Genomic DNA, 18,210 nt, shown 5'->3' with positions numbered 1-18,210 from the left:
TGGAATAACTCCAACGAAATCAGACACTTCGTCGATGGCCTTCCGCGAACACGCGGGAACCATCGTTAATGGAGTTAAAACAATTATGGTTAATGACCCGTTGAGGGCTTTGGCGCTCGCGTCGCCTCTCGGGCCGGGGCGTGCTAAGCAGGCGGCAATCGCCTTACCTTCCTGGATAGATGCATGCCGAGTTCGAAACCGCTGATGACCCAATCATCCGGCCCTACCCCGACTAGTGTCGAATCCGCGCTCCGCACGCTGGAGACCGAGAGCAGTGGCATCAACGCGCTCGCGGCCGCCCTGCGCGGCCCGCTCGGCGAGGCCTTCGCCAAGGCAGTCGACCTGATCCGCAACGCCAAGGGCCGCGTCATCGTCACTGGCCTCGGCAAATCCGGCCACATGGCGCGCAAGATCGCAGCGACCCTGGCCTCGACCGGCACGCCGGCCTTCTTCGTTCACACCGCCGAAGCCGCCCATGGCGACCTCGGCATGATCACCACCGACGACGTCATCATGGCGCTGTCCTGGTCCGGCGAGCAGCCGGAGATGAAGACCCTCGTGAATTACTCGGCGCGCTTTGCGATCCCGATGATCGCGGTGACGTCGAACGCGGCGTCCTCGCTGGGCCAGGCCGCCGACATCGTGATCGAGCTGCCGAAGGCGCGCGAGGCTTGCCCGCACAATCTTGCGCCGACCACTTCGACCCTGATGCAGGCCGCGATTGGCGATGCGATTGCGATCGCGCTGCTCGAAGGCCGCGGCTTCACTGCGCTGGAGTTCGCCCATTTCCATCCGGGCGGCAAGCTGGGCGCGATGCTGAAATTCGTCCGCGACTACATGCGCACCGGCGCGGAGATTCCGGTGAAGCCGCTCGGCACCAAGATGTCGGACGCGATCATGGAGATGTCGGCCAAGGGGCTCGGCTGCGTCTGCATCGTCAATGATTCGAATGAAGCCGTCGGCATCATCACGGACGGCGATCTGCGCCGCCACATGCAGAAGCCGGACCTGCTGACGGTGTCGGTCGACGACATCATGACCAGGCAGCCCAAGACCGTGCCGCCCTCGATGCTCGCGAGCGAGATGATCGAGGTGCTGAACACCCGCAAGATCACGACGCTGGTCGTGACCGAGGCGGACAAGGTGGTCGGCATCGTGCATCTGCACGATCTGCTGCGGGCGGGCGTGGCTTAGCCGTACTCTCTCCCCCGTCATTGCGAGCGCAGCGAAGCAATCCAGAATCCCTCCGCGGAGGCAGTCTGGATTGCTTCGTCGCAAGAGCTCCTCGCAATGACGGATGTGGCTAGACCTACGGAAACCGCGCCGCCTTCTCCTCCAGCGGCAATCGCAGCCCGTTGGCCAGATACGACACCGTGCGATAGAAGCCGCACAGCAGCATAACCTCCAGAATCTGCGCCTCGTCGTAATGCGCTGACAGCGCAGTAAACTCGACGTCGGTGAACGTCGCGCGGTGATGCAGCGCGTCCACCGCTGCGATCAGCGCCTGCTCGGCCGGTGACCAGCAGGCCGAATTCGCATCGCCTTTCACAGTCGCGCGGACTTCATCCTCGGTGAGCTTCGCCGGGCCGGCAAAGACCGCGACATGCACGCCCCATTCATATTCGCATTTGTTCAGCGCACAGGTGCGGTCGATGACGATCTCGCGCTGGCGCAACGACAGCGGCCCGGGATCGAGCAGACCGCCGGCGCGAAATTTGTCCCAGGCGCGGGTGTGGCCCGCAATCACCCGGAACAGCGCCAGCGGCGGCGCGCCGCGCATGATGCGGTCGAACTGCGCCTGAATCTCCGGGGGATAAGGCGGCTGCAGTGGTGCGATGCGCGGCATCGGTCGGGACATGGGACGCCTCCATTGCTACATTTATCGTAGCAATAAGCTACACTTTCTGTAGCGATACGCAAGAGGGCTTCCAAGAGGGCTTCAATGGCAAAGCAGGCCGACTCCAAAAAACGCAGCGTGCGCGGCTCGCGCAGCGGACGGCCGATCATGGCGCTGCTCGACCTGCTCGGCCAGCGTTGGACACTTCGCATCCTGTGGGAGTTGCGCGACGCAACCCTCACCTCCCGCGCACTGCGCACGGCCTGCGACGAGGCTTCGCCGACGGTGCTGCAGGCCCGACTGACGGAGTTGCGCGAGGCGGGATTCGTGGAGCTGGGCGAAGGTGGCGGCTATGGGCTGACGCCGCTGGGGCGGGAGCTGTGCGAGACGTTCATGCCGCTGCAGCGGTTTGCGGCGAGGTGGCGCAGCAAGAGTGCTACCTGAGCTGGCCACGCCGTCCCAACAAACTCGTCATTGCGAGCGCGGCGAAGCAATCCAGAATCTTTCCGCGGCAATAGTCTGGATTGCTTCGCTTCGCTCGCAATGACGGAGGACTACGCCGCAGCCACCGTCAGGTTCGCACCATCCACCTGCACCACCTTCACCCGCGTCCCCGCCGGCGTATCCGGGCCCGCCACGCGCCACACTGTGTCGCCGATGCGCATGGTGCCGTTGCCGTCGACGATCGGCTTCTCCAGCGTGAACTCGCGGCCCAAGAGCGCCTCGCTGCGCTTGTTGAGGAAGGGGCTTGCGCTTGCGTCCGGCTTCGGCCGGGCGAGCCGGCGCCACACCGGGACGGCGGCGGCGGCGAACACCGCGAACATCACGAGCTGGATCTGCCACGATATGACGACGGCGAACGAGATCAGGCCGACCAGCAACGCGGCCAACCCAAGCCAGAACAGGAACACACCTGGCGCGATCACCTCCAGCGCCATCACGATGAAGCCGAAGATCAGCCAGTTCCAGGTGCCGAGCGATACGAACATGTCGGTCATGACACGACCTCTGTGATTAATTCCGTTATCGCGGCGGCACCGATGGCGGCGTGGGGGCCGACGTTGGCACCGAGCCGCCACGACGGGCGGCGGCAGCAGCGGATACGGCACTTTCGCCGAACGTCGCCTTGGCGATCTCGCCGATGCCGGCGAGCGAGCCCAGCATGCCCATCGCTTCGACCGGCAGCATGATGACCTTCTGGTTCGGCGACTCGGCCAGCTGGCCGAACGCCTTGATGTATTTGTCGGCGATAAAGTAGTTCAACGCCGCCACGTCACCCTTGGCGATGGCCTCACTGACCATTTGCGTGGCCTTGGCCTCGGCTTCCGCCGATCGCTCGCGCGCTTCGGCGTCGCGGAAAGCGGCCTCGCGGCGGCCTTCCGCCTGCAGGATCTGCCCCTGCTTGGCGCCCTCAGCGCGCAGGATCTCGGACTGGCGCGCACCTTCGGCCTGAAGGATGTCGGCGCGCTTGACACGCTCGGCCTTCATCTGCCGGCCCATCGCCTCGACGAGGTCGGCGGGCGGCACGATATCCTTGATCTCGATGCGATTGACCTTGAGGCCCCAAGGCGAGACCGCGGCATCGACCACGCGCAGCAGGCGTTCGTTGATCTCGTCACGGTGCGAGAGCACCTGATCGAGATCCATCGAGCCCATCACCGATCGGATGTTGGTCATGGTCAGCACGATGATCGCCTGCTCGAGGTTGGCGACCTCGTAGCTCGCTTTGGCTGCATCGAACACCTGGAAGAAGGCGACGCCGTCGACCGTCACGGTGGCGTTGTCCTTGGTGATCACCTCCTGCTCGGGAATGTTGATCACCTGCTCCATCATGTTGATCTTGCGCCCGACGCGATCGAAGTAGGGCACGATCAGATTGAGCCCGGGGCTCAGCGTCTGGGTGTATTTGCCAAACCGCTCAATGGTCCAGTCATAGCCCTGCGGCACCGTCTTCACGCCGGCAATCAGCGTGACGATGACGAGCAACACCAGAACAATCGCGAAAATATCGAAACCGCTCATATTTCCTCCAAGGCGGGAAAAGCCCTTTCCCGCGCTGCCATTGGTCGGGATCAAGACCCTACCGGTTCAGCGGTCGCGAGTAACGTCGGCATCCACGCGATTCTGCACAAGACGCGACGAGAGGGAAAGGCCACGATTATGTATTTGCGGGCCGGCCTTGAAAGCGCGCAGGCGCAGACCTAGCGCCAAACGTTAAGATTTGCGAACCTATTCGATCACGTCGTGTGCAGTTGCGAGCAGGCTCGCCGGGATCGTGACGCCCATCGCCCTGGCCGTCTTCAGATTGATGACGAGCTCGAATTTGGTGGGGTTCTGAACCGGGAGCTCAGTCGCCCGCGCGCCCCTGAGGATGCGATCGATATAGCTGGCGGCACGCCGCAGCTGCTCGGCGCTGTCGGTGCTGTAGGACATCAGCCCACCCTCGTCGACGAAGCTGCGGCTCCAGAACACCGCCGGCAGGCGCGCGTCCGCAATCGCCGTCAGCAGAGGCGCGCGATTGGCGATGGTGAAGAAATCGGGCAGGACCAGGAAGCCGCCGTCCTTGCGTGCGGCCAGCGCCGCGATTGCGGCGGTGTCATGCACCGGCGCGGGCTCCGCCGTCACGTGAAGTGTCCGCGCGGCATCCTCGATCGTTCGCAGCATCAGGGGCGCGAACGGCGCGGTAGCCGGATTGTAGACGACGAAGACGCGCGACACCTTCGGGGTGATCTGCGTCAGCATCTCCAGCCATTTGCCGGCGAGCGGGCCGTCATAATCGGTGAAGCCGGTGATGTTGCCGCCGGGATGGGCGAGGTTTTGGACAAAGCCCTGGCTGACGGGATCAGTGACGACCGCGAACACGATCGGAATTGTCGTGGTGCGCTGGCGCAGCTCCTCCACCGAGGGCGTGCCGATCGCGAGCAGAATGTCGGGCTTGAGCGCGATCAGCTCGTCGGCAAGCCGGGCGATGGTCGCGCGATCGCCGGCGCCGCTGCGCCAATCGACCCTAAGATTGTCCTGCTCCCTCCAGCCATGGGCGGCGAGCGCCTCGGCCAGGCGGGTCTGTCCGATCACATCATCACCGGCCGTGACGGCCAGCACGCCGAGCCGGCGCGGCGCGTTCGGCTGTTGCGCCAGCACTGAGGCTGGCAGCACCGTGACCGTCCCAAGAAGCGCCAGGAGCTTGCGGCGGTTCATGGAGCGCCCATCAGATCCAGCCCTGAAGCTCGCGCAGCACCAGGGTGCGGATCACATCCATGCCGGGATCGCTGTCGTTGAGGCAGGGGATCGCGGAAAACTGCTCGCCGCCATTGTGCTTGAAGATCTCGGCATTCTCCTGCGCGATCTCCTCCAGCGTCTCCAGGCAGTCGGCCGAAAAGCCCGGCGTCACCACCGCGATGCGGCGCACGCCTTCCCTGGCGAGGCGCTCCATCGTCTTGTCGGTGTAGGGCTGCAGCCATTCGTCATTGCCGAAGCGCGACTGGAAGGTCAGCAGCAGTTTTGTCTCGTCCATGCCGAGCCGGCGGCGCAGCGCCTCTGTCGTGGCGACGCAGTGGCTCTGATAGGGATCGCCCTTGTCGACATAGGATTTCGGCATGCCGTGGAAGGAGGCGACGATCAGCTCCGGCTTGAACGGCAGTGTCGCCAGATGCGTCTCGATCGAGACGGCAAGCGCCTCGATATAGGCCTCGTCCGCGTAGTAAGGCGGCGTCACCCGCAGCGTCGGCTGATTGCGCAGGCGGGCGAGCACGCGGAACACCTCGTCGCAGACGGTCGCCGAGGTCGAGGCGGAATATTGCGGATAAAGCGGCACGGCGAGGATGCGATCGCAGCCCTTCGCGATCAGCGCATCGATGCCCGCCTTGATCGACGGATTGCCGTAGCGCATCGCCCAGTCCACCGCGACATGCGCACGGTCCGACAGCGCGGCGGCGAGCTTGTCGCTTTGCGAGCGCGTGATGGTCTTCAGCGGCGACTCGTTCCGCTCGTTGTTCCAGATCTTCCGGTAGTCGAGCGCCTTGGTGCGGGGACGGCTGCGCAGGATGATGCCGTTGAGCACCAGCTGCCAGATCAGGCCCTGGTCCTCGATGACGCGGGCGTCCGAAAGAAACTCCTTGAGATAGACCCGCACGCCCGGGGCGTCGGCAGTGTCGGGCGTGCCGAGATTGACCAGCAGCACGCCGACGCGCGGCTGCGCCGGTGGCGCGGCCGGTTTCGCTGAAACGATGGGGGCAATGGCCGTCATGATCCGTTGCGTCGCGCGTTGCTCCGAACTTGTCAAGATGAGCCCGGTTTCGCTAGGGTCGCCCCCAAGCGGGGGGAGGGAAGATGACACTCGCGGAATGGTGCGTTCTCGGAGCGCTGCTGCTCTATCTCTTGACGATCACCTCGATCAAATGGATCCGGTTTCGCGGCTTCGACAATGCCCGGCCGCGCGATCCCGCGTTCTATGAGGACGCCATCGCGCAGCGCGCGCTCGGCGCGCATCAGAACGGGATCGAGACCTTTCCGTTCTTCGCCTTTGCCGTGCTGCTCGCCGAATTCCGGGACTCGCCGCAGCGCCTGATCGACGAGCTCGCGGTGCTGTTCCTGATCGTGCGGATCGCCTATGTGCTGACCTATCTCGGCAACCGCCCGACCTTGCGCTCCATCCTCTGGAGCATCGGCTTTGCGATCAATCTCGGGATTTTCTTCATGCCACTGCTGAAGCGGCTGTTGCCGGTGTGAGCGGTTGTCCACCCTCTCCCGCAAGGGGCCCGCAAGGGGAGAGGGGAGGAGCACCTTCAAAAACAGGTCGTCCGCTCGGCCGCGATGTAACCGAGCAGCAGGCCCGCGCCGAACAGCAGCACGAGGGCGGCCGCACCGAACTCGATGCCGCGCATGAACAGCGCGCCGCCGCCGTCCCGGGCTCCGCTCAGACGGCCGGCGATGTCCTTGGCTGAGACGGCAATCACGGCGATGGCCGCGACCGTGATCGCGGTGCCCAATCCCATCAGAAAGGTCGCGGCGATGCCGGCCCAGAACAGGCCCTGGGCGAGTGCGAACACCAGCACCAGGATCGCGCCCGAACAGGGGCGGATGCCAACGGTGAGGATCGCGGCAAACCCGCGCCGCCAGCCGCCGGGACCGGCGAGCTCGCTCGGCGTGGGGCCGTGGGAATGGCCGCAATGCTCATCATGGAAGTGGTCGTGTGCATGGTGATGGGCGTGCGCGTGATCGTGGCTGTGATCGTGATGATGGTGACCATGGTCATGATGATCATGCGCATCGTGATGATGGTGATGATTGTGATCATCATGGTCATGCGGCACGCCGGCGATCGCCGGCACCGGCTGCGTTGCCTGGAGCGCGCGGATGAAAAGGCGGCCCTTGACCCAGACCAGCCGCAGGCCGAACAGCGCGATCAGGCCATAGCTTGCGATCTCGATCGCGCCCTCCGCCTTGCACATGGTCTTGGCCGTCGCATTCAGGATCCAGGCCGAGATGCCGACGATCAGGATCGCCACCACCGACTGCATCAGCGCCGAGGCAAACGACAGCGCAATGCCGCGCCGCGCGGTCTCGCGGTTGGCGACGAGATAGGAGGCGATCACCGCCTTGCCGTGGCCGGGGCCGGCGGCATGGAAGATGCCGTAGGCAAACGAGATGAACAGCAGCGTCCACACCGCCGAGCCGTCGGTCTTCGCGGCGCGGATGGTCGACGACATCTGGCGATAGAATTCCGACTGCTTGGCCAGCAGCCAGCCGATGAGGCCGCTGACCTCGGGCTCGGCCGCCTGCGCCGGCTTCGGCGCGCCGAACGGATTTTGCGCCAGGACATCATGAAGCGCGGCATCGGCCACGCCGACGACGAGGAGAACAGCGGCGCAGGCGAGGAGCCCGCGCCCGAGAGGCGAGAGATGCGGCTTCAAGGGCAATCCACCGTGATCTTGTTGGCGAACATCATGCCGAAATTGGCGTTCGGGCCGTCCATGAAGGTCTGCTCGTTCAGCTTCTGCGCCGTCGCGGTGCCGTCGCTGGGACGATCGAGCTTCATCTGGCAGCCCGCGGGCGCGCCGACCAGCTTGACCGGATTGTCCTTGGCCATCTGGAAGTCGATGAAGAAGGAGCGGTCGAACACTTCGAGCACCAGCTGCTTGGGCTTGACCGGTGTCTTCAGCGGCAGCGTGAAGTGCAGGGTCAGCACCGTGTCCTTGTAGTCGAGATAGTAGTCGATGGGCTCGTTAAACCGTTCTTTCTTGCCGTCGGCTCGCGCAAAGGTGAAGTAGGCATATTCCTTCAGCGACTCGACATTGGTCTGCGCCAGCGGCCCCAGCTCCTCGCGCGTGTAAGCCCCCTTCTTCTTGCTCTCGAGCCCCTGCACTGCATAGGCCGAGAACATGTCGTCAAAGGTCCAGGAATGGCGTACGCCGGTGACGCTCCCGTCTTCGGCGTAGAGCAATTCGCTGGTCGCGGTGATCCAGACATGTGGATGCGCGCTGGCGACGCTTGATGCGAACATCATGGCGGCGGCGAGCAGCCATCCGAACAGGCGGCGCATCGGAGGTATCCAAATCGGCACGATCATGGGCACTCCACCGAGATCGGGACGAGGAACAGCAGGCCAACAGCCGCGTTCGCGCCACCCTCCTTGAAGGAATCCTCGCTGGCTTCCTGCAACAGCTCGCGATCCCGGTCGTTGCCTAGTGACGGCATCATCCATGACCGCCCCAGCCAGACCTCACAACCGGCAGGCGCACCGACGAGTTTGAGCGGATGCTCCTTTGCCAATCGAAAATCGATGAAAAAGGAGCGATCAAAAATAGCCAGACGAACATGCTTCGCCTTCACGGGCGCTTTCAGCGGCAGGGTGAAATGCAGAGTCAGGCGATTATCTGCGTATTCGAAGAGGCAATCGATCGGCTCTGCGAACGGCTGCTTGACGTTGGCAGTTACGATGGTGAAGTAGGTCTGTTCTTTGAAAGACTCGACCTGAGCCTGCGCCAACGAGGTCAACTCCTCGCGGGAGTAGGTGCCATCAGTCTTTCGCTGCAGTCCCTGCAAGGCACTGGCCGAGAACGCTTCGTCGAACGTCCAGGCGTGGCGCACACCTGTGACGCTGCCGTCTGCGGCATAAAGGAACTCGCTCGTAACATCGACCCGGACATGCGGATGCGCGCTCGCCGTGCCTGATGCGAGCATCACGGCGGCGGCGAGCAGCCATCCCAGCAGGGCGCGCATGCCGGTCAGGCCGCCTTGGCGTCGTCGAGCAGGCCGCGGCGGCGGAGCAGCGCGTCGGGCTCGGGCGGGCGGCCGCGGAAGGCCTCGTAGGCGGCTTCCGGATCGACCGATCCGCCGCTCGAATAGATGTCGTCGTGCAGCCGCTTGGCGACCGCAGGATCGAAGATGTTGCCGGCCTCCTCGAAGGCGCCGAAAGCGTCGGCGTCCATCACCTCCGACCACATGTAGCTGTAATAGCCGGCCGCGTAGTGGTCGCCGGAGAAGATGTGGCCGAACTGGGTGGGCCGGTGCCGCATCGAGATTTCCTCGGGCATTCCGATCTTTTGCAGCTCCTTCTTCTCGAAGGCGCGGACATCCTGAACCGCTGTGGCGGGCTGGGAGTGGAATTCGAGATCGACCAGCGCCGAGGAGACGAACTCGACCGTGGCAAAGCCCTGGTTGAATTTTCGCGCGGCTAGGAAGCGCTTGAGCAGGTCATCCGGCAGCGGTTCGCCGGTCTGGTAGTGGCGGGCGAATTGCTGGAGCACCTCGGGCCGCTCCTGCCAGTGCTCGTAGAGCTGCGAGGGCAGCTCGACGAAGTCGGTGAACACCGAGGTGCCCGACAGCGACGGATAAGTCACGTTGGAGAGCATGCCGTGCAGGCCGTGACCGAATTCGTGGAACAGGGTGCGGGCATCGTCGGGCGACAGCAGCGAGGGTTCGGCTCCGGTGCCCTTGGCAAAATTGCAGACATTGATGACGAGCGGCGCGATCTCGCCGTCGAGCTTCTGCTGGTCGCGCAGCGAGGTCATCCAGGCGCCGGAACGTTTTGACGGCCTGGCGTAGTAGTCGCCGTAGAACAACGCCTTGTGCTTGCCGTCGGGGCCCTTCACCTCCCAAACCCGGACATCGGGGTGCCAGACCGGCACGTCCTTGCGCTCCGCGAACGTGACGCCGAACAGGCGGGTGGCGCAGTCGAAGGCGGCCGCGATCATGTGGTCGAGCGTCAGATATGGCTTGATTGCGGCATCGTCGAAATTGGCGCGCTGGAGCCGGAGCTTTTCGGCGTAGAAGCGCCAGTCCCACGGCGCGAGCTTGAAATTGCCGCCCTCCTCCGTGATCAGCACCTGCATCTCGTCGCGGTCGGCGAGCGCCCGGGCGCGTGCCGGCTTCCAGACCCGCTCCAAGAGGCCGCGCACCGCATCCGGCGTCTTGGCCATGGAGTCCTCGAGCCGGTAGGCGGCGAAGGTCGGGTAGCCCAGAAGCTTGGCGCTCTCCTCGCGCAGCTTCAGGATCTCGCCGATGGTCGTGTTGTTGTCGTTGCCATTTCCGTTGTCGCCGCGCGCCGTGAAGGCCTTGTAGACCTTCTCGCGCAGGTCACGCCTCGCCGAGCTCTTCAGGAAGGGCTCGGTCGAGGAGCGCGACAGCGTCACGATGGCCTTGCCTTCCATGCCGCGATCTTCTGCCGCAGCCTTGGCGGCGGCCACAAAACTCTCCGGCAGGCCCTGGCGGTCGGCCTCCCCTAACTCCATGAACCAATCCTGCTCGTCGCCGAGCAGATGATGGCTGAAGCCGGTCGCGAGCTGGGCCAGCTTCTCGTTGATCTCGGCCATGCGCGTCTTGGCCTCGTCGGAGAGGCCGGCGCCGGCGCGGTGGAAGCGGGTGTAGGTGCGCTCCAGCAGGCGGAGCTGCTCAGGGTCGAGGCCGAGATTGGCGCGGTTCTCGTGCAGCTGGGCGATGCGGCCAAACAGCACGGCGTTCATCATGATCGGATTCCAGTGCCGCGCCATCCGCAAGGAGACCTCCTTGTCGATCTCCAGGATGGCCGGGTTGGAATGCGCCGAGACCAGGTCGTAGAAGACGGAGGCGACCTTGTTGAGCAGCTTGCCGGAGCGCTCCAGCGCCGTGACGGTGTTGGCGAAGTCGGCCGCGGCCGGATCGTTGGTGATCGCCGCGATCTCGGCGGAGTGATCGGCAAAGGCCTGCTCGAAGGCGGGCAGGAAGTGCTCCGGCGTGATCTCGTCGAAGGGCGGGGTCGCAAACGGCGTCACCCAGGCCTTCAGCAGCGGATTGGTCTCGGAGTCAGTAGTTTGGCGGGGGTCTGACATCGCTGGTCTCGTTTTTCTGGCTCGATTGTTGGGGCCAGCTATAGCACGCGATGGGGCTTTTTTGGGCCATTTGGCCTTGCTCCCGCCCGCCTTTTCGGGGAGATTGCGGCCCTCGAAGCCACGGACCCCAGAGCCCATGAACGCGCCCTCCTCGTCTTCCCGTCAGATCGTCTGGCCGAGCGTCATCACCGTCCTCAGCGCCGCCATCCTGATCGGCGCGGAGGTGTTCGGCGCGGCGTTTGCCGGCGGCTGGGCGCTCGCCATTCTGTTCGGGCTCGGCGACCAGGGCGCGCACATCCTGCAGGCCGTGCTGTTCGCACTCGGCGTCCTCGTGATGACCGCCTTCATCCGCGCAGCTCAGCGCGTCGAGCCGTTCTTCAAGCGCGGCTGACGCCTCACGCGTGCGAGAGTCACGCGCGCGACACAGAAAACTTAACGCGCGTTCATCTTCCGCGTCGCTCGCGCAACACTGCGCAAGCAGATGTTAGGCAATTCTGTCCTCAGCCTAAAAAAATTCTTGCGAAGCGGAGTCAAAACCCTTATGTGCGCTCTTGCCCAATTTCGCACGTGCCTGTGGTCGTGTGTCAGTCGGTAGGTATCCGGACAAGAGGCCGGACAGCCGCCAAGGGGTGAAGAAGCCGAGGGGCTCTTCGGAAGTGCGGAAGTCAGATGATCGAAAGGTCGGACGACGAAGCAAACCCGGAGCGTCCAGCATCTCTCTCAAAGAGATGCCTTGTCGAAGGTGACTTCACTTTTTGCAACCGTGACTGGCAGCCGGAGGCGAACCGGCGCACCCCGCTCTCAACGGGGGACGCGACTTAAAGCAACGACGGATCGGGCTTTTTTGGTCTCTACCGGCAGTCCAACGCCGGCGCGGGCTACTGAAAAGGCTTGTCCTTCATTGCCAGGTGTGCGGGCGGGAAACTCTCCCAACCAATCCACGGCAGCACAGTCTGGTTTGAGTCTTTGGCTCGTCACGCCTCCATCGCGTGATCTGGCCGGAGCGCTCTTATCCGACGTCATTTTTTGAACGGATCCCCGTCGCTGGGCCGTTTGGGAGAGTGCTATGACCGAACGTATTCAGGAATTCCTGCGCAACCGCCGCAGCGAGGGCCGGGACACCGAGCCTTGCCTCGTGGTCGACCTCGAAGTCGTGCGCGACAATTACCAGACCTTCGCCAAGGCGCTGCCCGACAGCCGCGTGTTCTATGCCGTCAAGGCGAACCCGGCGCCGGAAGTGCTGGCGCTGCTGGCCTCCATGGGCTCCTGCTTCGACACCGCGACCGTCGCCGAGATCGAGATGGCGCTGGCCGCCGGTGCGACGCCCGACCGCATCTCCTTCGGCAACACGATCAAGAAGGAGCGCGACATCGCGCGCGCCTTCGCGCTCGGCATTCGCCTGTTCGCGGTGGATTGCGCCGCCGAAGTCGAGAAGGTCGCCCGCGTCGCTCCCGGCGCGAAGGTGTTCTGCCGCATCCTCTATGATTGCGCCGGCGCCGAGTGGCCGCTGTCGCGCAAGTTCGGCTGCGACCCGGAGATGGCCGTCGAGGTGCTCGACGTCGCCAAGCGCCTGGGCCTGGAGCCGTGCGGCATCTCCTTCCATGTCGGCTCGCAGCAGCGCAAGGTGAAGGCGTGGGACCGTGCGCTGGCGATGGCCTCGCAGGTGTTCCGCGACTGCGCCGAGCGCGGCATCAACCTGACCATGGTCAACATGGGCGGCGGCTTCCCGACCAAGTACCTGAAGGACGTGCCGCCGGTCGTGACCTACGGCCGCTCGATCTTCCGCGCGCTGCGCAAGCACTTCGGCAACCAGATTCCGGAGACCATCATCGAGCCGGGCCGCGGCATGGTGGGCAACGCCGGCATCATCGAATCCGAGGTCGTGCTCATCTCGAAGAAGAGCGACGAGGACGAGGTGCGCTGGGTCTACCTGGACATCGGCAAGTTCGGCGGTCTCGCCGAGACCATGGACGAGTCGATCCGCTACGCCATCCGCACCCCGCATGACGGTGCGGACATGACCCCGTGCGTGCTCGCGGGCCCGACCTGCGACAGCGCCGACGTGCTGTACGAGAAGAACCCGTATCCGCTTCCGGTGACGCTCGAGATCGGCGACAAGCTGCTGATCGAAGGCACCGGGGCCTATACGTCGACCTACTCGGCGGTGGCATTCAACGGCATCCCGCCGCTGAAGACCTACCACATCTGATCCGCCTCTCTCTTTCTGAGGCCTGACGAACCCGGGAGCCGGTCCGCCGGCTCCCTTCCTGACATTGCCATTCTGACGACGCCTTGGACTGGCGTGCCGCGCGCACGTCAGCTCAAGCGGGGACTGACGCGCCATGACTGCTTTTCGGATGCCACAAGTCGCCCTCACCTCGAAAGCCGCTCCGTTCGCGATCCGTGCGGAACGTGCTGTCGACGTCACGATGCGTGAAGCGCTGCTGGATGCCTGCTTTGGCGAAGACCGCCATGACCGCACCTGCCAGCGCCTGCGCGACGGACGTGCACCAGCGGCAGGCCTTGCCCTGTCGGCGGTGCGCGAGGGGACACTCGTGGGAACCGTGCGGCTGTGGCACGTCAGCGCCAGAGGCAGGCCCGCTCTGGTCCTCGGACCACTGGCGGTGGACCCTGCCTGCCGCGAGCTCGGGATCGGCGCCGCGCTGATGCAACAAGCGCTGGCCGCCGCCCGGGCGCGCGGGCATGCCGCCGTGATCCTGCTCGGCGATGCCCCCTACTACGCCCGTTTCGGCTTCTCCGCTGAGAAGACCGGCGCGCTGATGCTGCCCGGCCCGTTCGAGCGCGACCGTCTGCTGGCCATCGAATTCGAGGCCGGTGCGCTGGATCACGCCGAGGGGATGATCGTCCCAACCGGCGCGGCCCTGCCCAAACGGAGGGTAGTTCGCGCCCTCCAAGCGCACGCGGCCTAAGGGATAGCCATGATGGCGACGACCCGAGCCGCGTTCAGCGGCGATGCCCACGCGCGCCTGTCCCTTTGGGGTTGCGCGGGCCCCGGAAACGCCCTTTAACCCCACGAAATTCCCGCTTTCAGTCGAGGCCGAACCCATGTCCCGCCGCCTGATTTCCACCGGCTCCCCCCTCGAGAAGAGCGTCGGCTACAGCCGCGCCGTGATCGACGGCGATTTCGCCTTCGTCGCGGGAACCACCGGCTATGACTACACGACGATGACGATGCCGGCCGATGTCACGAGCCAGTCACGCAACTGCTTCAAGACCATCGCAACCGCCCTGAAGGAGGGCGGATTCGAGATGGCCGATATCGTCCGTGCGACCTACTACGTCACCGACGCGAGCTACATCGACGCCCACTTCGCCGTCTGCGGCGAGGTTCTCGGTGACATCAGGCCGGCTGCGACCTTGCTGGTCGTCAGCGCCCTCGCCAAGCCCGAGATGAAGGTCGAAATCGAAGTCACCGCCAAGCGCCGCAGCGCCTGATCCATCCACCCTTTGCCTCACCCTTTGTCCGCCAGCACGTTCCGGAGAACCCATCCCATGAGCCACCCCTCGCAGATCTACGCGAAGATCACCGGTCCCATCGTCATGGTCGGCTTCGGCTCCATCGGCAAAGGTACGCTGCCGATGATCGAGCGGCATCTCGATTACGACAAGTCGCGCGTCACCGTGATCGATCCCAAGGACGAGGGCCGCAAGGCGCATTGCGAGAAGCAGAATGTGCGCTTCATCCAGAAGGCCGTGACCAGGGATAATTATCGGGAGTTGCTGACCCCGCTGCTCACCGAAGGCGGCGGCCAGGGCTTTTGCGTCAATCTCTCGGTCGACACCGGTTCGACCGACATCATGGAGCTCTGCAACGAGCTCGGCGCGCTCTATATCGACACCGTCAACGAACCTTGGCTCGGCTTCTATTTCGATGCCTCGAAGGGCCCGGAAGCGCGCTCCAACTATGCGCTGCGCGAAGTGACGCTGGCCGCCAAGAAGGCGCGCCCGGCGGGCTCGACCACGGCTGTCTCCTGCTGCGGCGCCAATCCCGGCATGGTCTCGTTTTTCGTCAAGCAGGCGCTGCTCAATGTCGCGGCCGACCTGAAACTCAACGCCCCCAAGCCGAAGACCAAGGCCGAATGGGCTGACTTGATGCGGCAGGCCGGCATCAAGGGCATCCATATCGCCGAACGCGACACCCAGCGCGCCAAGAAGCCGAAAGAGCCTGATGTCTTCGTCAACACCTGGTCGGTGGAAGGCTTCCTGTCGGAAGGCGTGCAGCCGTCCGAGCTCGGCTGGGGCACCCATGAAAAATGGATGCCCGAGAATGCGCACACCCACGAAGCCGGCTGCGGCGCTGCCATCTATCTGATGCAGCCCGGCGCCAACACGCGCGTGCGCACCTGGTGCCCGACCCGCGGCGCGCAATACGGCTTCCTCGTCACCCACAACGAGTCGATCTCGATCTCCGATTACTTCACGGTGCGTGACGCATCGGGCAAGGCGGTCTATCGGCCGACCTGCCACTATGCCTATCACCCGGCCGACGATGCCGTGCTGTCGCTGCATGAAATGTTCGGCCGCGCCGCGAAGATGCAGGAAAAGCACCACATCCTCGACGAGAACGAGATCGTCGACGGCATCGACGAGCTCGGCGTGCTGCTGTTCGGCCATGACAACAACGCCTATTGGTACGGCTCGCAGCTCTCGATCGAGGAGACCCGCAAGCTCGCGCCCTATCAGAACGCCACCGGCCTGCAGGTGACCTCCGCCGTGCTCGGTGGCATGGTGTGGGCGCTGGAAAACCCGAAGGAAGGCATCGTCGAAGCCGACGAGATGGATTTCGACCGTCTGCTGGAAATCCAGCTGCCGTATCTCGGCCCGGTGAAGGGTTTCTACACCGACTGGACGCCGCTGACGGATCGTCCGGGACTGTTCCCGGAAGACATCGACACCAGCGATCCCTGGCAGTTCCGGAATATTCTGGTGCGGTGAGGGCGCGACGCCTGATCGATCGTGATGCCCGGCCTCGCGCCGGGCATTTTCGTTTTGCGGCCGGCTTTGGTACTTCGTTACTTCGACATGTAATCGAACGCCACGTTGCCGAGCCCTAGCGTCAGGTCCGCCTTGAAATGCAGCGCCGAGATCACCTCGCGCACCGGCAGACGAGCGACGTCACAGAGTGCGTGGGGAAACAGGCCGAGTGCTGCAGGACCGGTCCACGCTTCCTTCAGCACGACGTCATCGAGATGAAAACGCACCAACTCGCAGATCCGCGCGCTGCCGTCGACATGCGGGATGATCTTCAGGATGAAGTTTGGCGCCGCCATCGACTTCAGCACCGTGTCGTGGTCGACCTTGCGGTGCTTGTAACCCATCGTTGCCGAAGCGCAGAGCACCGAGCCGTAATGCAGCGAGCCGACCAGCACGTCGGTTTCGACCTCGATCTTCGGTCTTGCGAGCTTCTTCGGAAATCCCCAGAGCTCGCGGCCGCCGGCAATCGGAGCCTCGTCGTCCAGATACATCGCGTGAGTATAGGCGCCCTCCTCGCCCTTGAAGCGGACCGGGATCACCTGCCCGGTTTCGGTGTAGTTACCGAAGCCGGTCGAGTCGGGCATGCGGATGAACTCGTATTTCACCACCGGCTCCGTCACCTCAAGCGGCTCGGGCACCACGGCCGCAAGGGCTTCGGGATCCGTCCTGTAGGTGATGATGAAGTATTCGCGGTCGAAGAAGCGATATGGCCCCGGCGGGAATGACGGGTTGGTGAGCGGCATCGAATAAGCGGTGCGGCGGACGTCTTCGATCTTCATGGCGGACCCCATCTGTCGTTGGTGCGACAGATTATGGAGCGGGTCGTGCGCCGAGGCGAGATCGTAGAATCGGCATCGATCGTAAAATGCGCGTCACAATAGGTTGCCCTGGGGGCTACTTCTCCTTGATCGGCGGCGCGACCTTTTCGGCCGGGGCCGGCGGCAGGGCCGGCTTGGTCGCCGCGCCCTGGGTCTGCGGATCGGGGCGCGCCGGCTCGGGCGCCGGCGTGGTCGGGCGCTCGCCGCCGGGCTTGGCTTCGGCCGGCGTCTTGCTCTGATCGTCTGACGGCGTGCCCTGCAGCGGCTGCGTCGCCTGCGCCAGCTCCATCCGGCTTTGGGCGCGGATTTGGGCGAGCGACACCACTGACACCGCGACGCCTGCTGCGAACAACGAGCAGGCAATTGTCAGGTCGAGCTTCAGTCTGCGCTTGTCATCTTGGCCGGGCATGTCGATCACCGCCTTTGTCCGCGGGATCAACGAAGTTCTCCGACTGCGGTTCCGTGCCCGCCAGGCCGGGGAACCGGGCGCCAGCGCGCCAAAACGCCACGCTCAGTCTGTGGTGCTGACCTCCCAGGTGGCGTGGCGCACGCCGGGCAGGTGCTGGAGATCGGTCGCCACGGCGTTCAGCTCGTTCGGATCGACGGCAGTCGCAACCAGCTTTGCGACGATCTCCAGGATGTCGTCACCGATCTCGACGATTTCGATGTCAGCCACCTGATACTTCGCCGCCTCGAGCTTGTCGACGAGGCGGTCGCGCATGTCGGGCAACGCATCGGTCGCGACCGCGAGCTTGAAGTAGTAGGTCGCCTCCGAAGTCTTCTCATTCAACGGAATGCGGTTGATGGCGTTGACCAGCGGACGCAGCATGGTGTTGCCGGCGATGACGAACACGGTCAGCGCCGCCGCCTGCGCGACCATGTCGGCGCCGGCGCAGGAGCCGACCGCGGCCGAGGCCCACAGCGTCGCCGCGGTGTTGAGCCCGCGCACGTCCATGCCCTGCTTCATGATGACGCCGGCGCCAAGGAATCCGATGCCGGAGACGACATAGGCGATCACCCGGACCGCGCCATCGGCGCCGTCCAGATGCATGGCGAGATCGACGAAGGCGGCCGCGCCGACCGCGACCAGCACATTGGTGCGCAGGCCCGCAGTACGCTGGCGATATTGCCGCTCGGCGCCGATCAGCGTGCCCAGCACGAAGGCCGTGAACAGGCTGACCAGCGTGTCGGCGAAATCAGCAAGCTGGAAGGTCGTCAGGAACCGCATGATTCCCTATACGGCCGGAACCAT

General features: G+C 64.5%; 20 protein-coding genes. 8 read left to right on the top strand and 12 right to left on the bottom strand.

Annotated features, from left to right (window positions below):
- Positions 1–183 precede the first annotated feature (183 nt).
- The gene (locus tag V1280_RS34420; protein ID WP_334534975.1) at positions 184–1,194 is read left to right on the top strand and encodes a KpsF/GutQ family sugar-phosphate isomerase; all 1,011 of its coding nucleotides are present in this window, start codon (positions 184–186) and stop codon (positions 1,192–1,194) included.
- Between the two features lie 115 nt (positions 1,195–1,309).
- On the opposite strand, the gene V1280_RS34415 is transcribed toward V1280_RS34420, so the two are convergent.
- On the bottom strand, positions 1,310–1,858 hold the full coding sequence (locus tag V1280_RS34415; protein WP_334534973.1) for a carboxymuconolactone decarboxylase family protein: 549 nt from the start codon (positions 1,856–1,858) through the stop codon (positions 1,310–1,312).
- Between the two features lie 84 nt (positions 1,859–1,942).
- On the opposite strand from V1280_RS34415, the gene V1280_RS34410 reads away from it, so the two are divergent.
- Entirely contained in the window at positions 1,943–2,281 is a 339-nt protein-coding gene (locus V1280_RS34410; protein ID WP_334534971.1) for a winged helix-turn-helix transcriptional regulator, read from the top strand.
- Between the two features lie 110 nt (positions 2,282–2,391).
- On the opposite strand, the gene V1280_RS34405 is transcribed toward V1280_RS34410, so the two are convergent.
- The 4 genes from V1280_RS34405 to hemH form a co-directional block, all read right to left on the bottom strand.
- Positions 2,392–2,835, bottom strand: coding sequence for an NfeD family protein (locus V1280_RS34405; protein WP_334534970.1), 444 nt, complete (start codon positions 2,833–2,835; stop codon positions 2,392–2,394).
- 25 nt (positions 2,836–2,860) lie between these two features.
- Entirely contained in the window at positions 2,861–3,859 is a 999-nt protein-coding gene (locus V1280_RS34400) for an SPFH domain-containing protein (RefSeq protein ID WP_334534968.1), read from the bottom strand.
- 207 nt (positions 3,860–4,066) lie between these two features.
- On the bottom strand, positions 4,067–5,035 hold the full coding sequence (locus V1280_RS34395) for an ABC transporter substrate-binding protein (RefSeq protein WP_334534966.1): 969 nt from the start codon (positions 5,033–5,035) through the stop codon (positions 4,067–4,069).
- 10 nt (positions 5,036–5,045) lie between these two features.
- Positions 5,046–6,083: a ferrochelatase gene (gene hemH, locus V1280_RS34390; protein ID WP_334534964.1), complete on the bottom strand. Its 1,038-nt coding sequence runs from the start codon at positions 6,081–6,083 to the stop codon at positions 5,046–5,048.
- Positions 6,084–6,166: 83 nt separating this feature from the next.
- Here hemH and V1280_RS34385 point away from each other — a divergent pair, with 83 nt between their 5' ends.
- Positions 6,167–6,565 carry an MAPEG family protein gene (locus V1280_RS34385; protein WP_334534962.1) on the top strand — a complete coding sequence of 133 codons (399 nt, stop codon included), beginning with the start codon at positions 6,167–6,169 and terminating at the stop codon, positions 6,563–6,565.
- A 56-nt stretch (positions 6,566–6,621) separates the two neighbouring features.
- Here the strand turns inward: V1280_RS34385 and V1280_RS34380 are convergent, their stop codons facing one another.
- The 4 genes from V1280_RS34380 to V1280_RS34365 are packed head-to-tail and all read right to left on the bottom strand — an operon-like array spanning position 6,622 to position 11,145.
- Positions 6,622–7,749, bottom strand: coding sequence for a nickel/cobalt transporter (locus V1280_RS34380; protein WP_334534960.1), 1,128 nt, complete (start codon positions 7,747–7,749; stop codon positions 6,622–6,624).
- Positions 7,746–8,378, bottom strand: coding sequence for a DUF1007 family protein (locus V1280_RS34375; protein WP_334538483.1), 633 nt, complete (start codon positions 8,376–8,378; stop codon positions 7,746–7,748). The genes V1280_RS34380 and V1280_RS34375 overlap by 4 nt, the downstream gene beginning before the upstream one ends.
- A 23-nt stretch (positions 8,379–8,401) precedes the next feature.
- On the bottom strand, positions 8,402–9,058 hold the full coding sequence (locus V1280_RS34370) for a DUF1007 family protein (RefSeq protein ID WP_334534958.1): 657 nt from the start codon (positions 9,056–9,058) through the stop codon (positions 8,402–8,404).
- Positions 9,059–9,063: 5 nt separating this feature from the next.
- Positions 9,064–11,145: a M3 family metallopeptidase gene (locus tag V1280_RS34365; protein WP_334534957.1), complete on the bottom strand. Its 2,082-nt coding sequence runs from the start codon at positions 11,143–11,145 to the stop codon at positions 9,064–9,066.
- A gap of 136 nt (positions 11,146–11,281) precedes the next feature.
- Here V1280_RS34365 and V1280_RS34360 point away from each other — a divergent pair, with 136 nt between their 5' ends.
- The 5 genes from V1280_RS34360 (at position 11,282) to V1280_RS34340 (ending at position 16,101) form a co-directional block, all read left to right on the top strand.
- Positions 11,282–11,536 carry a hypothetical protein gene (locus V1280_RS34360; RefSeq protein ID WP_334534955.1) on the top strand — a complete coding sequence of 85 codons (255 nt, stop codon included), beginning with the start codon at positions 11,282–11,284 and terminating at the stop codon, positions 11,534–11,536.
- A 675-nt stretch (positions 11,537–12,211) separates the two neighbouring features.
- A complete protein-coding gene (locus V1280_RS34355) occupies positions 12,212–13,354 on the top strand; it encodes a type III PLP-dependent enzyme (protein WP_334534953.1) in 1,143 nt (380 codons plus the stop codon).
- A 133-nt stretch (positions 13,355–13,487) separates the two neighbouring features.
- Positions 13,488–14,075 carry a GNAT family N-acetyltransferase gene (locus tag V1280_RS34350; protein WP_334534952.1) on the top strand — a complete coding sequence of 196 codons (588 nt, stop codon included), beginning with the start codon at positions 13,488–13,490 and terminating at the stop codon, positions 14,073–14,075.
- Positions 14,076–14,211: 136 nt separating this feature from the next.
- On the top strand, positions 14,212–14,601 hold the full coding sequence (locus tag V1280_RS34345) for a RidA family protein (RefSeq protein WP_334534951.1): 390 nt from the start codon (positions 14,212–14,214) through the stop codon (positions 14,599–14,601).
- A 57-nt stretch (positions 14,602–14,658) separates the two neighbouring features.
- On the top strand, positions 14,659–16,101 hold the full coding sequence (locus V1280_RS34340) for a homospermidine synthase (RefSeq protein WP_334534949.1): 1,443 nt from the start codon (positions 14,659–14,661) through the stop codon (positions 16,099–16,101).
- Positions 16,102–16,178: 77 nt separating this feature from the next.
- Here the strand turns inward: V1280_RS34340 and V1280_RS34335 are convergent, their stop codons facing one another.
- From V1280_RS34335 to V1280_RS34325, 3 genes are all read right to left on the bottom strand, one after another.
- The gene (locus V1280_RS34335) at positions 16,179–16,919 is read right to left on the bottom strand and encodes an acetoacetate decarboxylase (protein WP_334534947.1); all 741 of its coding nucleotides are present in this window, start codon (positions 16,917–16,919) and stop codon (positions 16,179–16,181) included.
- A 115-nt stretch (positions 16,920–17,034) separates the two neighbouring features.
- Positions 17,035–17,367: a hypothetical protein gene (locus V1280_RS34330; protein WP_334538482.1), complete on the bottom strand. Its 333-nt coding sequence runs from the start codon at positions 17,365–17,367 to the stop codon at positions 17,035–17,037.
- Between the two features lie 102 nt (positions 17,368–17,469).
- Positions 17,470–18,186 carry an MgtC/SapB family protein gene (locus V1280_RS34325; RefSeq protein WP_334534945.1) on the bottom strand — a complete coding sequence of 239 codons (717 nt, stop codon included), beginning with the start codon at positions 18,184–18,186 and terminating at the stop codon, positions 17,470–17,472.
- Positions 18,187–18,210 lie beyond the last annotated feature (24 nt).

Source organism: Bradyrhizobium sp. AZCC 2230 (genome assembly GCF_036924495.1).
GTDB lineage: Bacteria > Pseudomonadota > Alphaproteobacteria > Rhizobiales > Xanthobacteraceae > Bradyrhizobium > Bradyrhizobium rifense.
This window is presented reverse-complemented; position numbering and strand designations above follow the sequence as displayed.